Raw genomic sequence first — 16,125 nt, 5'->3', positions numbered from 1 at the left:
ATTAACAATCAAACAAATAACAATTATTTGTTTTCCTAAGAATACAAACTAGAATGTAATTATGTTACCACGCAAGTAAAGCAATTGGAGTGTTCATCGAAAAATAAATTGATATCTAGTCGAGGTGATTTATGTCAAAAATAATCCAGACAGATTTTCTTAGTGAACAGTCTTATCAGATAGATAATTTCAATCCATCAACTGAAACGATAAATTTTAGTTACACATCTGGAAGAGCCGCATTACCAGTCTATAATAAGTATGATACCCGAAATAAACCTAAAGTTTTTGGTTATTATACAGATTGGTCGCAATATGACGGTAGATTACAAGGAAATCAAGATCCCATTCGTCGAGGTAGAGGAATAGATTTACAGCACCTTTTAGATAATCCTTTTGCTTATGATAAATTAGTTATTGGTTTCTGTGGAATATTAGGTGATGAGGGCGAAAAAAAGCAGCAAATTAAAGAGCAAGCGCCATTATTTGCCCGCACCAATAATGGAGAAGTGACATTCACAGATGCTTGGGGAGATTGCCAATCTTATCAGAATTGTACTTATTCTGGTTGGCAAGATATCCAAATGCCAAGGGATTTTGATCAATCTAAAAGTATGGGCGTATTAGGTGGATTGGCTAAAGTTCAACAAGCAGCAAAAGCTCAAGGCCACGATCTTATTATGTCATTTAGTGTTGGTGGTTGGACCATGAGTAATGGCTTTTATAATATGGTCAGAGACGAAACACTAAAATCCTATTTCTGTTCGAGTTTAGTTGATATATTCCAACGTTTCCCTATGTTTACCGAAATTGATATTGATTGGGAGTATCCGGGCGTTGCTGGAAATGAAGGTAACATGTATGCGCCAGACGATGGCGATTATTATGTTAGTTTAATTAAAGATTTAACTGCTGCTTTTAAAGAAGCAGGGCGTTCAGATATAAAAATAAGTATCGCTTGTTCGGCGGTACCAGAGAAAATGGAAAAATCAAAAATACCTGAATTACTGCAAATTGGACTATATGGTATTAACGTTATGACCTATGATTTCTTTGGTACTCCGTGGGCTGAAAAGTTGTTACATCACACGAATCTCCGTAATTATCTTGGTGGTGAGAATAGTGTAGAAAAGGCGGTTGAATATTTATTGAGTCTTGGTGTACCTGCATCTGCCATCAATATTGGTTACACCGGCTATTCACGCAATTCCAGAAATACGGTTATTGATAGTTATTCTCCATTATCCGGCAGTTATGATCCTGGTTATGTCCCGAAAAAAGAACCGAAGATTACAACAACCGGTTCGTTTGAATCAGGAACCACAGAATGGTACGACACGATATATAATTATCTGGATTTGGAAGAAAAGAGGGGAAGAAATAATTTTGACTTATATACCGATGAAATAGCAGAAGCGGATTATCTCTATAATAAGGATAGTCAGTTGTTTATTTCTCTTGATACCCCTCGTTCGGTTAAATCTAAAGCGCAATATGTACTAGAAAAGAATCTGGGAGGAATATTTACATGGACTGCAGATCAAGATCGTGGTTTATTGGTCAATGCAGCTAGGGAAGGGCTTGGTTGTGAATTAATTACGAAAAAGATAGATATGGAACCATTCTATTTCAAGGGTATTAATGTTGAACCGGTTGATCCAGTTAATCCAGATGACGGGAGTGATTACCCTGTTTGGGATGCAAATAAGGTGTATCAGGCCGGTGATAGAGTGAGTTGGAACAATCAAAATTGGGAAGCTAAATGGTGGAATAGAGGTACCGTGCCAGACGGTGGAGGGGCATCTGATACTTATCCTTGGGTAAAGATTGCATAATTAATTAAACCAAGCCACCAGTATTATATATACTGGTGGCAGTTCTTTTTTATCTTCACCTCGTTTTTATTGTTGTAATCAGTATATCTAAAGTAATGATATGGAATTAGCTCAGGTATGACAATTTACTCGAAATATTAACGTCGGTGCTGATAACCTTGAGATGTATTTTTTCTTATGTTCAAATGCCGTTGTTTTAATGGTGGTATTGAAAAATGTTCTACAGCATTCTGAGCGCTGCGTAGTGAAATTCCAACGATCTCATTAGCATATGTGCGCATTTGTTGCTCATAATCTGAAATTGCCTTGACTAACTCTTCGTGGCCCAACGCTACACTGGCAAGTTTCTGTGTGAGTAAAAGAGCGTCTCGAAGTGTAGTACTGACGCCAAAGCCTGCCATTGGCGTCATGTTATGAATAGCATCTCCAAGTAAGGTAATGTTACTGGATTTCCAAGAGGGAAGATGAGGCATGCTGCGTAAATTTATCGAAGATACGTTTTCCATATCACTGTGCTTAATTAAAGCATGTAAATTTGAGTCCCATGAAACCATACGGGATAGGGCCAGATCGCAGAGGGATTCAGAGGAAAAAGCAGTGATATCGTTGGGAAAACTATTTGTTGCTGCTACGTAAACCCAAATTATAAAATCACCCATTTCTGTCGAGGTAGCCTCTGCATGGATATCAACTGGGGCACGCCACATGGTAATAAACAACCAATCAGAGCTTTTAGGTACGATACTGTTGGGTGTTCCATCCAGGAAATTTTGGGGCAGCAAAGCTGCGAGAGCCGGAGTAAGGCGTGAACGACCCATTATCATGCTAACACCGACATCAAATCTTTCGATAAAAGGAAGGTACTGCTTACGTACTTTTGAATTGCTGCCGTCTGCGCCGACAAGAACATCGACATTTTCATGACTGCCATCTGCAAAGAAGATTTTAATACCTCCATTTTCGATATGTTCATAATGAACGAATGTTTTGCTCCATTGAGTTATATCTGAAAGTCCCTTACTTAGTATTTCCTTGAGTTCAAATCTGCTAGTTGACAGACGCCGTTCAGAAATAATCCGTCCTGCCATTGGAGAAATACCGCCGTGAACAGCGAGAAGACGCAGACGCTCATTGTAAAATCGCGACTGTCCACCAATAGGTTTTGACGCCTGCTTAAAGGCGAGCCAGCTTTCATTAGTAAGACACTCTTGCATTGCTTGCTGACCTAATATATCGATATGAATTCCGTAGCCAAGAAGATCGATTGATGAAATAGGATTGCGTTCGTAAATTGTCACTTTGATTCCATTTTTACGTAATCCATGTGCTAAACATGTACCACCAATCCCCGCCCCAATAATACCGACGTGCATAATATTTCTCCTGTTATATACCTGTTATCTTTCAAGTTGCCTCTTTGTTGGCTGCACTCACCTCAGTGACATAGTTACCTATGCTCCCGGGGATTTGCTCCCTTGCCGTCGCGATGCATCTTGAAATCCATAGGGTATAGATATGAGCGATTCTGGCTAAATCGTGGTGATTATATCTAATCACAGCCATGACTTTTTTATAGTATTTAAAATAAAAATATACTGTACATAGAAATAGAGCAAGAAAGCTTGGGGTTTTATTTCTAAAAATATTTGGTAAAAAAGTTATGTGTCTGTTTATTAAATGATATTTAATTAAAAATTGATCGCTTAAATTGTTAAAGTGAATTTTTATATTTTATATTTTTTCATAAAATTAATACTTTATAGTGATATGTGTTAACCTAACTTCGTGTTTGTTTTACGTATTCAAGATAACATGACAGTAAATGATGTTTGTGTGAATAAATTAATATTCATCTTGTTTCGATCTTCAACTATTTAAGATATTTATTAATATGAAATTATTTCCATTCTAATTGAATTTAATATGTTTTTCTCCCAATTATGAAATATTTTATTACTCTTTGTCATGAATTTTATGAGGGTGACTTCTATACTATTATTTGTAATCTATTATTCGTGATCATGGGCTATTACTACTGATTTGTCATTTTGTTCGGAGAAATAAATATGAGTAATCAGGACGTCAAAGCGATGTATAACCGATATCCATATCCTAGTTCCGCCATTGGAGACAATCTTATTTATGATATGGCCACGGTGATAGGGCTTATATTTAAGCCGGATTATTTAACGGGAAAATATGTGCTCGATTTAGGGTGTGGAACGGGACATCGTTTGCTAGGGCTGGCAAGTATGTATCCCGATACCCAATTTGTGGGTATTGATATGACGGATAAAGCGTTAGAGGTGGCAGATAAGCTGATATCTTATCATCAGTTGGATAACGTCACGCTAGAAAATAATACGATTGAGCAGCTAACACGAGATAATCAATTTGATGTTGTTGTTTCTACCGGTGTTATCCATCATATGGAATGTCCACAAGAGGGTTTTTTAGCAGCTTCACGTTCATTAAATGAAGAGGGTATAGCGCTCATTTGGCTATACAACGCTATAGGAGAATATGAACGATTGAGGCAGCGAGAACTTTTGCAGATTTTTGTAAAACAAAATCATGCAGAAGAATATTTTTTAAATACTGATTTAATGAATAAGCTGTGCGAAAACTTAAGCCAAAATCAATATGGCGATAGTACAGCTAATCATTTAGATGATAGTGTTGATCAGGTTGCTGTTAATGTGGATGCATTTTTGAATCCTATCGTCAACGCATACAGATATAATGAAATATGCGATTTTTATTATAAAGCTGGTTTTAAGCGTGTGAGATGTTGTGGGTTCAATCGTGAAAACGGCAATAAGCTTTTTGCTGGATGTTGCGATCAATTCAATGATGAATATTTTCTTCAATATCGAGATTTGCTTTTAGATGAACAGTTAAGTCAACTGTTTGATGCCCTTGATTATAACCATAAAGTGCGTGTTATCGAGTTCTTATGGAAGCCAACCGGCATATCTTCAATTGGGTTTAAATCTGAAAATGCCCAGTCTTTTGTCAATGATTGGTTAAGAGGGGGAGGGGAGGAATAACGGTTATTCTCGGACGGTAGATTAAACTTTCGTAAAATGAGTACCAAGCCAGAAACATCCACTTTCTAGTTTCTGGCTATATTTTGCATTGACAAATTAGAGTTAATCGTAGTATTCCGGTGCCTTACGGAATGTTGGCCAGGCATCTGGATCGTGCCCCGTTACCACGATTGCATTCGTACGTTCGGCTAGATGTCGCAGTTTTTGTACCGAACGTACGGTTTCAGTGGTAGAGGTGAGAAATCCTGGCAATGCCCGTTCTTCCCAGTGGTCGAGGGTATAAGCGGCATCAATCGTTAACAGCAGGCTACCACTGTTCGGCAGGGTCACCAGTAGTGATTGGTGTCCTGGTGAATGTCCCGGAGTAAATACCGTTTTTAATGTGCCATCTCCGTAAACATCAAACATGTCATTGCGTTCCCCATCGAGAAACTCCCATTTCAAACCAGGACGATCAAAATCCTTGCGGATATAACCGCCAGCGGAAAACCAATCTGGTGTGTAGGCGTATTCATACTCACGTCGCTGTACGATATGTGTCGCGTTAGGGAAACGTCCTATTGCGCCAGTATGATCGAGATGAAGATGGGATTGCACCACATAGCGGATATCTGCGGGATCAATACCCAACTTTTTCACTTGAGCGACACAACCTTCATCTTCACGCATCACCGGCCAGTAAGCTTTGGTGATAGTTCCCCAGTAGCCTTTGGGGTCAGTTGCGGCTTCAACTGCATTGCCGCCGTCAATTAGCGTATGACCGTTAGGATGAGTGAGTAAGAAAAATGGAATTGGAATTTCATAATCGGCGCCGTTGCCTTGATTCATCTTGATGTAGTGAACCTTACATTTGATGGTTCCGGTTTGCAGCATATACAGGCGAATGTCTGACATAATGTTAACCTTTTTATTGGGTTTGTAGGGTAGTTCAGGTTCGGAAGGCTACTGATGTATGGCGGCTACCAGCATCACCTTAACAGTGATAAATCGGCATAACCTCTAACACCAAATTTTGATTTAGCTGATTTCACCGCATCTAAAACTGCAACAGCCATGACCTCCGCCGCAAGCATACCAACAATATTCACCGATGAATCTACACCACCCGTTGTCGCCGCAAAAATAGTATCCCCGTCACTCATGGTATGAACGGGATATATCGTTCTCGCAAGACCATCATGAGCCATCTGGGAAACTTTTTTCATCTGACTTTTATTCATATTGGCGTTACAACAGATTATGCCAATGGTCGTATTTATCCCCTGAGTGAAATTATTATCTTTATAATTTTTTAAAACGTAGGAAGGGAGATCGATAAGATGACCATTTTTATCACATGCACCTGCAATGGTTTTACCATTTTTAGGGTCTCTGATTTCCCCAACAGCATTTACAACAACCATTGCGCCAATTGTCAGCCCGCCAGGTAATTTAACCGATGCTGTTCCAAGTCCACCTTTCATAGCTTTGTCAAAACCAGCCATCTTACCTATAGTTGCTCCAGCGCCGGCACCAATATTTCCCGATGGAAAAGGGTTTACAGAAGCGTTTTGTGCCGCAAGGTAGCCCATTTCAGCGTCAGGACGAACAGCAGGATCACCAAAATTTAGATCAAAAATTATTGCGGCAGGAACGATAGGTACGATAGCGACACCGGTATCAAAACCTTTTTTTCTTTCTTCAAGATAGCGCATTACGCCAGAGGCGGAATCTAATCCAAAAGCACTCCCTCCACTTAGCACCACTGCATTGACTTTCTGAACAGTGTTAATGGGATCTAAAAGCTCAGTTTCCCTTGTCCCCGGCGCAGAACCTCTGACATCAACGCCACAAACAGCTCCGTCGTCGAAAATAATGATGCTACAACCGGTTTGCTCCAATTTATCTTCAGCATGCCCAACCTTAACACCCGGTACATCCAAAATGGTTCCATTTGTCTTATACATAAATGTGTCCACACCTTGATTTTTAAAGTAATACATTACAAGTTTTAATGTTTATCGAGATGAATCATAGCAAAGGGTGACTAAACAAACTTTTCCGTGTCTCCTGCTGCCAGCGTTTCAAGACGGGTAGGTGATAGTGGAATGCGAGGGGATGGTATTGCCCAATGTTTGATATCGTGGAGAATGGCAGAACAGATTTTTCCCTGACAAGCTCCCATGCCACACCGTGTTGCCATTTTTGCGCTATTCCAATCTTGAAATAGTTCAAGTTCGTTTAAACTTACGTCTTCACAACGACAGATCAAGGTATCTGGGGGAAGTGCCTGTGTGATCTCTCTATTTAATTTAAACGTTTGTGCTATTGCGGTGGCAAAACACCGCCATTTTCTTCGTTTCTGTTGCCATTTTTCAGCTAGTGCGTATTTACTACTCGCTGCAAACCCGGCAATAAATCCTTCACAAAGTGCAAGCTCACTGCCGCCAATACCTGTGCATTCTCCCGCTGCATATACACCAGGTATAGTAGTCTGTTGCCACGCATCTACTTGGATATTTCCTTGTTCGTCCAGCAAGCAACCAAGCAATTGTGCCAATTCCGTATTGGGTCTTAAACCAAAACCACAAGCTAAACGCGTACAGGATAATTTCTGCTTCTGCCCTTTATTACTGATATACACTCCAGTTAACCTGCCTTCTACCGAGGTTTCCACGCCTAACACCATACTGTTTTTGTAGTAATTTTTAAGTGGCATGAGCATGATGGCTTGATGCAACTTGTTAGGCCAGCGGAGAAGTCGTAAGCCAAACGAAAATAAGCGGTGTAAAGGCGCCTGTTCAATGATACCGACCACGTTCCCTCCTGCTTTTTTTACCGTTTCGGCAACCGCGAGCAAAAGGGGACCGCTACCTGCAATAACAACACGCTCACCAATCATGGGGAGACCACTTTTTATCAACGCCTGTAATCCGCCTGCGCCCGTGACACCCGGTAATGTCCATCCAGGAAAGGGAAGTAATTTTTCTTTAGCTCCAGTACAAAGAATGATGCGTTGGTAGTGAACTATTCGGTGCCGACTTGCCGTTTCAACAATCACACATTGGCTGTCTACTGCAATGACTTTACAACCCGGTAAATAGATTAATGCATCTTCTGATAGTACCGATAAATAACGTTTCGTCATCGGTGGCAATGTATGAAATGGCCCTTGACGCCAAATTTGTCCGCCTGCTTTGGGATTGTCATCAATCAGGATAACGGATTGTTGCCCTTGTATCGCAGCCTGTGCGGTAGCCAATCCTGCCGGTCCTGCGCCAACAACCAGCACATTACAGCGTAATACTGTAGAAGAAGATGATGTTGCCATGTTCAGATCCTCTCGACTTTCATACCCATTTCACAAACTGTCTGGCACGCTACACAGCGGCGACCATTGATCATCAAACGGCACTCCTGACAGATCCCCATACCACAAAAAGGTGCTCTCAATTGATGTGATACAGATATACGGCAATGCTCATCACCGGTATAAGCTAGCGCCGCCGCTACAGTAATCCCCGTAGGAACTGTGATCAGTTCGCCATCAATAAACAGAGCAATAAATGGTGGTTTGTTGAGTGTCATAGCAACCTCTGACAGGCCATAGCAGTAAAACGTGCAGGTTGGTAAGGCAATGGATCAATCTCTGTTTTTCTGTTCAGCATCAATGCAGAGATGATTTTGGCACTGCCCGGTGCGGTCGTCACACCTAATCCTTCATGGCCCACAGCCAGCCATAGCCATTCGTAATCAGGATGTTGCCCCAATAGCGGCAAGCCATCTGGAGTCGCAGCACGAAAGCCAGACCAACAACGTAAAATATTCATCTGACCAAGTTGAGGTAAAAAATAAAGTGCGCGCTGGAGCATAGAGCGGAGTAGGGAGAGATCAATAGTGTGTTGTTCGTTATGGAACTGGCGTGAAGAGCCAATTACAAGCTGACCGGTAGGGCGGGCCTGAACATTGAAAGCGATTGACGTACCATCCAAGGTATGTGTACTGGCGCTATACCCTAATTCCACCAGTTGATGTGTGATACAGGTAGGGTAACGATCGGTAATCGCCAGTTGCCCTTTTTTAGGGACAATCGGTAATTCAGGTAACAGATGTGTGCTCCATAGCCCATTTGCTAGCAATATTCTCGGCGCGCAATATTTCTTTCCATCACGCAGCACAACGGTCTGAGGCTCTAAGGCGTGCACTTGTCCTGTAATAAACTGAATCTTTTGATTACAGCTAGCAAAAAACCAGTGTACGACATTTGGTGCATAGACAATCCCATCCGCAGGAACAGACAAACCGCCGGCAATCCCACGCCTCACCATCGGTTCCATTTGGTGAATCTGTGTTGCTGTCATCGGAATATTTTCGATTTCATAGGAGGTAAGACGTGCGCTTTTTTCCTCAGCCAGTTCCATTTCGTCCTCTGCATCTGCCAGCCAAAGTGTGCCGCATCTACGCCATGCACAATTTTTTGGCATATGGGGGGTGAATGTTCGCCATATATCTAATGAGTAACTACTCAGTGCCAATTCAGCAGGATTATCGTCCATACACACGAGATGCCCCATCCCTGCCTGCGTTGCCCCTTTACCACCATCATCAATTACAGCAACTCTCAAACCATCTTGTACCAACTGATAAGCACATGCTGCTCCAATGATGCCAGCACCAACGATAATGACATCCGATATTTGGGAGGGGGTCATACATTGATTCCCCAGACAAAAGGATCGTTCTTGGCAATGATTAACTTGTTATCACCGTAAACATGCGCTGTTCCCCGGATCACTGGGGCAACTTTTTGACCAACCCACTGATATTGGGCTTCAAAAACACTTCCAATAATGCTGGATTGGCGCCAAATTTCACCCGGCTGCAATTTTCCATCCGCCGCCAGGCAGGCTAATTTAGCACTTGTTCCAGTGCCACACGGTGAACGGTCATAGGCTTTCCCCGGACATAACACAAAATTACGACTATCTGTATCGTTATCAGGAGCGAACAATTCAATATGGTCGATACACTCACCGTTTTCACCGGTTATCCCCGCTTGTTCCAGCGCTTGCCTAACTGCCCAACTGTATTGCGTAAGTTCATCGATATGGTTAGGGGTTAGAAACAGGTTATGTTGACCGATCAGAAAAAACCAATTTCCTCCCCAAGCAATATCTCCATTAACATCACCCACACCAGGCACGTTCACGGTGACATTTTGCTGATAACGATAAGAGGGAACATTATAAACAGACACTGTTTCATCCTTATGGAGCACTGCCTCTACAATCCCAACAGGGGTCTCAATTTTATACTTGCTAGGGTTCAACCAACCCAGATGATAGAGCGAAGCAATAAGGCCCATAGTGCCGTGGCCGCACATGCCTAAATATCCCGCGTTATTAAAGAAGATCACCCCCATATCGGCGTCAGGTACAGTAGACGGACATAAAAGTGCACCGACCAACATATCATTCCCTTTTGGTTCAAGAATGAGAGCCTTACGCCAGTGATCAAATTTGGCTTCAAAGCGTTGACGCTGTTTGGCAACGGTTCCTTTGCCAAGAGATGGAAATCCCTCGATTACTGTACGGGTGGGTTCTCCACCTGTATGTGAATCAATGACGCGAACCATCTGATAATCATGCTTATCTGCCATAAAGCTACCCAATTAACGTATTTTTAATAAATGGTGGCGTAGTATTTCGTTTGTCGCTTGATGAATTTCATACTGCAATATGCTGAAATCAGCACAATGAAAGAATCAAGGTAAATAACTAAACACGAGTCAAAAATCCCATTTTAATGGTAATAGATTGGAGATATCGATGATGAATATATACCAGAACAATGAAAAAAACGGCATTGGCACAAATGGTTATGATGTTTGCAATGTTGAGTTTTTATCGGCGCTTTGTAGTGGATTAGTTAATCACAAACCCAGTAACCTGCAAGATATTCTCAATGCGGTTGCTTTAATTACACCATTGTTAAATGCGATTCCCAGCGTGGTTTTCTTTATCAAAGATATCAAAGCACGTTATCTAATTGCAAACTTTACGCTGGCCACACGCTGCGGATTTAAGTCGATCTCTTCGCTACTCGGTAAAACCTCTTCCGAAATCTTTCCTGCTCAGATGGGCAGTTGTTACACCGAACAGGATTTACGTGTGCTGCATCAAGGGGTAATTATCCAAAACCAACTGGAACTCCATTTTTATCATGGACGCAAGGCAGGTTGGTGCATGACATATAAATTGCCATTGTATAATCAACATAATCAAGTTATTGGTATGGCAGGAATTTCTCATGATTTAATGGAAGTTAAGGAAAATCACCCTGTGTACCAAAAGTTAGCTATCGTTGATGATTATATTCGTGAAAATTTTGATCGAACAATTCGTCTCGAAGAGCTAACTCATTTAACACGTCTCTCGGTTGCTCAATTGGAACGTTACTGTAAACGCATCTTTCACCTGACACCTCGGCAGATGATCCACAAAATCAGAATTGAAAAAGCTTCGGAATTGCTGGCTACGAAATTACCTATTACAGATGTTGCCTTGCAATGTGGTTATACGGATCACAGCGCATTTACCCGGCAATTTAAGGCGTTAACTGGAATCACGCCCAGTGATTTTCGTCAGTCAATAGGGCTGGAGTAATTTACCGTTTTACTAATACTTCCGTTCTTTTGTGATCCAATTTTTTGTACGACATTGGGTTAATTAATCATATAGTTGAGAAGCTGGTCTTTTTACCTGTCATTAGGAATTATCGACTCCATCAAAGCCTCTCAGCTTTAAGTTTGCCATTCCCATTATGCTAATTTCGTCATTGTTCACTGTGAAAAATGACAAGCTTCTCTGTAGTGAAATAGCCATCATTCCACTAAAACCAATGAGTCACACTTTGTTAACAAAATAAAAACAATTTGCCTTTTAAATATCAAGTAAATCAATGACGATTAAAGGATAGGGCTATGAGCAAGAGAAAGGTTAGCTGGCAGGGTGTTTTCCCGGCAGTGACGACACAATTTAACCCCGATTTTTCCATTAATTTGGACGCCACACAGAAGGTAATGACGAACTTGATTAAAGATGGGGTTTCCGGTTTAGTCGTCAATGGCTCTGTGGGAGAAAACACATCTCTGTCTATGAAGGAGAAGCGTGCTATCGTTGACCTCGCAGTAGATGTTGCTGGTGGAAAAGTTCCCGTTCTTTCGGGTATCGCAGAATTGACAACTGATAATGCGTGTAAAATGGTCTCTGAATGCCGTCAGGCAGGCGCTAATGGGGTAATGGTCATGCCACCTCTGATTTATACCCCAACACCGAAAGAAAATAGGGCGTATTTCCGTACAATTGCAACCTCTACCGATTTACCCGTCATGCTGTATAACAATCCTCTACTGTATAAAAATGATATTACGCCGAAAATTCTGACGTCTCTGGCCGATTGCGAAAATATCGTTGCATTTAAAGATTCATCAGGCAATACCCGTCCTTTTAGTGATATTCCCAACGAAGCAGGTGATCGCTTCATTCTTTTTGCCGGTTTAGATGACGTCGTTTTAGAGTCAGTCGCAGTGGGCGCAGAAGGTTGGATTTCAGGTATGTCGAATGCCTTTCCACGGGAAGGAGAGACTTTATTCCGTCTGGCTAAACAGAAACGTTATGAAGAAGCTCGGGAATTGTATCGCTGGTTTATGCCTCTGTTGCATTTGGATTTCCGCCCTGATTTGGTGCAATGCATCAAACTGTGTGAAGAAATGGTTGGCCGTGGTAGTGCCATTACCCGCCCACCGCGTTTACCACTCGAAGGGGAAACATTGGCAGAAGTCCGCGCCATTGTAGAAAAAGCTCTCGCTAATCGTCCTTCATTGCCTGATGTAGGTCTCTGAATTGGGCTGTAACTTGTTTCTGATACCTTGGGAGGAATCGTTATGTTGGTACATACAGGTATGCAGTTTATTGGGGGTCGCAGGCAAGCAGAGGGAGAACGCTGTTTGCACAGCCGGCGAGCGGTGGATAACTCACCAATAGGTTATGCGTTTTATCAGGCTACACGACATGAGGTCGATCTCGCCGCCCAAGCAGCCGCCAATGCATTTACCCGTTATAGCCAAACATCGTTGGAAGAACGTGCTGTTTTTTTAGATAAAATTGCCGATGAAATTGATGCTCTCAGTGATGACTTCATTACCCTTGTATCAGAAGAAACGGCTCTGCCCCCAGCTCGACTGCAAGGTGAACGGTCGAGAACGAGCGGGCAAATGAGGCTGTTTGCCACGCTGTTACGCCGTGGTGATATTCATGCTGCCCGTATTGATACTGCGCAACCTGAGAGAAAACCGCTTCCCAGAGTTGATATTCGCCAGTGCCATATTCCTCTAGGTCCTATTGCGGTTTTTGGCGCCAGTAATTTCCCTTTGGCTTTTTCAACTGCTGGTGGTGACACGGCGTCAGCATTAGCTGCGGGCTGTACCGTTGTTTTTAAAGCACATAGTGGCCATATGGCTACCGCTGAAGTCATAGCAGAAGCGATAGAACGAGCTATTATCGCCACACAAATGCCCGCAGGTGTATTCAATATGATTTATGGCAATAGCGTGGGGGCAGATCTCGTCAAACACCCCATTATTCAAGCCGTTGGTTTTACCGGCTCGCTCGCTGGTGGGCGTGCACTGTTCGATATGGTGATGCAGCGACCACAACCTATTCCGGTTTTTGCTGAAATGTCGAGTATCAACCCGGTCATTGTGCTGCCAAACGCCTTAGCACAGCGAGGAAAACAGATCGCCCAAGAATTGGCAAATTCATTCACATTAGGTAGCGGGCAGTTTTGTACCAAGCCAGGAATAATCTTGGGTATTCGTTCACCAGAATTTGATCAATTTATTACTCACTTGACGCAGGAGATCACGTTTCGACCGGCACAGTCCATGCTGAACCAAGGCACATTACTCAACTACCAAAAAGGTATTCATCAATTGGATGATGAACCTTTAATGACCCAGTTAGCCATTGGCGAACATCATGAAAATCAGGCAAGTGCGATGTTGTATCACGCAGATATTGCTTTGTTGTTGAATAAAAATGCCCTGTTACAAGAGGAGGTTTTTGGTCCTGTTGCTATTGTGGTCGAAGTCGAAAGCCAATATCAGCTTTTACACGCAATTGACTGTTTGCAGGGGCAGCTTACCGCTACCTTGATTGGTGAGCACGATGAATTAGCGAATGCACACGAGCTCAGTCAACGATTACAAAACATTGCGGGCAGGGTGGTTGTCAATGGTTACCCAACAGGCGTTGAAGTCTGTGATGCCGTGGTTCATGGCGGGCCTTACCCGGCGACTTCAGATGCAAGAGGGACTTCAGTTGGCACACTGGCAATCTGGCGTTTTCTGCGCCCGGTCTGTTTCCAAAACTATCCCAAATCCTTACTTCCACTCGCACTTCAAGACCATAATCCGTTAAATATTTCTCGATTAATCAATGGGGTGATGAGTAGGAAAGTATTGTAAAACGCGCAGTTACTCCACGTTGACGTATATCAAATAAGAAACAGAAAAGGGCGAATAATTATGGCGCTATACGAAGCCTCTTCACGGCCAAAATCCGGTTCAGGGCAGGGTAAATTTAAGAAACAGTTAACACTCACGGATTTAACCTTCATTGGATTAGGGGCTATTTTTGGCTCTGGCTGGTTATTTGCGGCCAGTCATGTGTCTGTTATTGCGGGACCGGCAGGGATTTTTTCTTGGGTAATTGGCGGTATCGCCGTGCTCTTACTTGGTATTGTTTATTGCGAACTGGGGGCAGCACTGCCGAAATCAGGTGGCATTATCCGTTATCCGGTGTTTTCTCACGGTGAACTCATGGGGTATTTAATGGGTTCCATCACCTTAATTGCGTTTTCCAGCTTAATAGCCATCGAAGTCGTCGCCGCTCGACAATATGCGGCGGCGTGGTTTCCATTTCTGAGTCAACCTGGTTCTGGTGATCCGACACTGACAGGCTGGCTGGTTCAATTTATTTTATTAGCATTTTTCTTTTATCTTAATTACAACAGCGTGAAAACCTTTGCGAAATCCAACAATATTATTAGTATTTTCAAGTTTATCGTTCCGCTGCTCGTCATTATTGTCCTGTTTAATTATTTCAATCCGAGTAATCTGCAAGTTCACGGATTTTCTCCTTTTGGGGTATCGGGTGTTGAAGCGGCGGTTTCAACGGGGGGCATTATCTTTGCTTATCTTGGTCTAACGCCCATTATTTCTGTCGCTGGTGAAGTGGAAAAACCCCAAAAGACAATTCCTATTGCTCTTATTCTCTCTATTTCACTGTCTACGGTTATTTATGTTTTATTACAGTTAGCTTTCCTTGGCGGGATACCCTCTGATTTACTCTTCGGTGGCTGGAATAACATTGGGCAATATTTTTCATTGCCGTTTCGTGACATAGCCTTAATCCTCGGTGTGGGGTGGCTCGCTTTTTTGGTGGTATGTGATGCGGTGATCTCTCCAAGCGGTACCGGGAATATTTATATGAATGCCACTCCCCGTGTAGTTTATGGTTGGGCAAAAAGTGGGACGTTATTTAATGTGTTTACCCATGTTGATGAAAAATCGGGGATACCACGTCCTGCACTTTGGTTGACGTTTATTCTTTCTGTTTTCTGGACATTGCCTTTTCCTTCATGGGAAAAACTCATCAGTGTTGTTTCTGCCGCGTTAATTTTGAGCTACGCATTAGCGCCAGTAACCGCTTCTGCCTTACGCCGTAATGCCAGGGAGATAAAACGTCCTTTTTATGTTAAATGGTTTGCGCTCGTTGGCCCGCTTTCTTTTATTATTTCCGCTTTTATTGTTTACTGGTCTGGTTGGAAAACCGTTTCCTGGTTGCTCGGATTACAAATTGTCTTGTTCTTTATCTACTTGTTATTCAAAAATAAAGTTCCTATAGGCAAAGTGAGTTTGCGCCAACAAATAACCTCGGCCCTGTGGTTGATTAGTTTTTACAGTGCCATGATCATTCTATCCTATTTAGGAACGTTTGGCGGTAAAGGCATTATTCCTGCGCCTTGGGATATTGTTGCAGTAGCAGTGATCTCTCTAATCGCCTTCTATTGGGGAACTTTTAGTGCTTTACCCAATGCTATTTTACCCACGGAGGATGAGGATTAGTGCTGATGGAAACTCATTGAGGCATGGACATCCTTGTCCACATTGATGCCGATAGATTTAAATAAGCTCATCA

The 16,125-nt window shown here is 42.4% G+C and carries 13 protein-coding genes; 6 read left to right on the top strand and 7 right to left on the bottom strand.

Going from position 1 to position 16,125, the window contains the following annotated elements; all coding sequences use genetic code 11:
• The first annotated feature begins 131 nt into the window (after positions 1–131).
• Positions 132–1,835: a glycosyl hydrolase family 18 protein gene (locus AACQ83_RS01510; RefSeq protein WP_112875962.1), complete on the top strand. Its 1,704-nt coding sequence runs from the start codon at positions 132–134 to the stop codon at positions 1,833–1,835.
• A 137-nt stretch (positions 1,836–1,972) separates the two neighbouring features.
• On the opposite strand, the gene AACQ83_RS01505 is transcribed toward AACQ83_RS01510, so the two are convergent.
• Positions 1,973–3,208, bottom strand: a complete 1,236-nt coding sequence (locus tag AACQ83_RS01505; protein WP_112875961.1) for an FAD-dependent oxidoreductase — start codon at positions 3,206–3,208, stop codon at positions 1,973–1,975.
• Between the two features lie 693 nt (positions 3,209–3,901).
• Between AACQ83_RS01505 and AACQ83_RS01500 the strand changes: the two genes are divergently transcribed.
• Positions 3,902–4,885, top strand: coding sequence for a class I SAM-dependent methyltransferase (locus tag AACQ83_RS01500; protein WP_240000669.1), 984 nt, complete (start codon positions 3,902–3,904; stop codon positions 4,883–4,885).
• A 102-nt stretch (positions 4,886–4,987) separates the two neighbouring features.
• Here the strand turns inward: AACQ83_RS01500 and attM are convergent, their stop codons facing one another.
• From attM to AACQ83_RS01470, 6 genes are all read right to left on the bottom strand, one after another.
• Positions 4,988–5,779 carry an AttM family quorum-quenching N-acyl homoserine lactonase gene (gene attM / locus AACQ83_RS01495; RefSeq protein WP_192880958.1) on the bottom strand — a complete coding sequence of 264 codons (792 nt, stop codon included), beginning with the start codon at positions 5,777–5,779 and terminating at the stop codon, positions 4,988–4,990.
• 74 nt (positions 5,780–5,853) lie between these two features.
• Entirely contained in the window at positions 5,854–6,831 is a 978-nt protein-coding gene (locus AACQ83_RS01490) for a P1 family peptidase (protein ID WP_112875960.1), read from the bottom strand.
• An 80-nt stretch (positions 6,832–6,911) separates the two neighbouring features.
• Positions 6,912–8,195 (bottom strand): FAD-dependent oxidoreductase, encoded by a 1,284-nt coding sequence (locus AACQ83_RS01485; RefSeq protein WP_112875959.1) that lies wholly within the window; start codon positions 8,193–8,195, stop codon positions 6,912–6,914.
• Between the two features lie 2 nt (positions 8,196–8,197).
• Positions 8,198–8,452 (bottom strand): (2Fe-2S)-binding protein, encoded by a 255-nt coding sequence (locus tag AACQ83_RS01480; RefSeq protein WP_112875958.1) that lies wholly within the window; start codon positions 8,450–8,452, stop codon positions 8,198–8,200.
• Positions 8,449–9,576 carry an NAD(P)/FAD-dependent oxidoreductase gene (locus AACQ83_RS01475; RefSeq protein WP_112875957.1) on the bottom strand — a complete coding sequence of 376 codons (1,128 nt, stop codon included), beginning with the start codon at positions 9,574–9,576 and terminating at the stop codon, positions 8,449–8,451. The genes AACQ83_RS01480 and AACQ83_RS01475 overlap by 4 nt, the downstream gene beginning before the upstream one ends.
• Entirely contained in the window at positions 9,573–10,523 is a 951-nt protein-coding gene (locus AACQ83_RS01470; protein ID WP_112875956.1) for a 4-hydroxyproline epimerase, read from the bottom strand. The genes AACQ83_RS01475 and AACQ83_RS01470 overlap by 4 nt, the downstream gene beginning before the upstream one ends.
• 169 nt (positions 10,524–10,692) lie before the next feature.
• Here AACQ83_RS01470 and AACQ83_RS01465 point away from each other — a divergent pair, with 169 nt between their 5' ends.
• From AACQ83_RS01465 to AACQ83_RS01450, 4 genes are all read left to right on the top strand, one after another.
• The gene (locus AACQ83_RS01465; protein ID WP_112875955.1) at positions 10,693–11,529 is read left to right on the top strand and encodes an AraC family transcriptional regulator; all 837 of its coding nucleotides are present in this window, start codon (positions 10,693–10,695) and stop codon (positions 11,527–11,529) included.
• 317 nt (positions 11,530–11,846) lie between these two features.
• Positions 11,847–12,767 carry a dihydrodipicolinate synthase family protein gene (locus tag AACQ83_RS01460; protein ID WP_112875954.1) on the top strand — a complete coding sequence of 307 codons (921 nt, stop codon included), beginning with the start codon at positions 11,847–11,849 and terminating at the stop codon, positions 12,765–12,767.
• A 42-nt stretch (positions 12,768–12,809) separates the two neighbouring features.
• Positions 12,810–14,390: an aldehyde dehydrogenase (NADP(+)) gene (locus tag AACQ83_RS01455; RefSeq protein WP_112875953.1), complete on the top strand. Its 1,581-nt coding sequence runs from the start codon at positions 12,810–12,812 to the stop codon at positions 14,388–14,390.
• A gap of 60 nt (positions 14,391–14,450) precedes the next feature.
• Positions 14,451–16,052 (top strand): APC family permease, encoded by a 1,602-nt coding sequence (locus AACQ83_RS01450; RefSeq protein ID WP_112875952.1) that lies wholly within the window; start codon positions 14,451–14,453, stop codon positions 16,050–16,052.
• The last annotated feature ends 73 nt before the right edge of the window (positions 16,053–16,125 follow it).

Source organism: Photorhabdus sp. S10-54 (genome assembly GCF_963878145.1).
Taxonomy (GTDB): domain Bacteria; phylum Pseudomonadota; class Gammaproteobacteria; order Enterobacterales; family Enterobacteriaceae; genus Photorhabdus; species Photorhabdus kayaii.
This window is presented reverse-complemented; position numbering and strand designations above follow the sequence as displayed.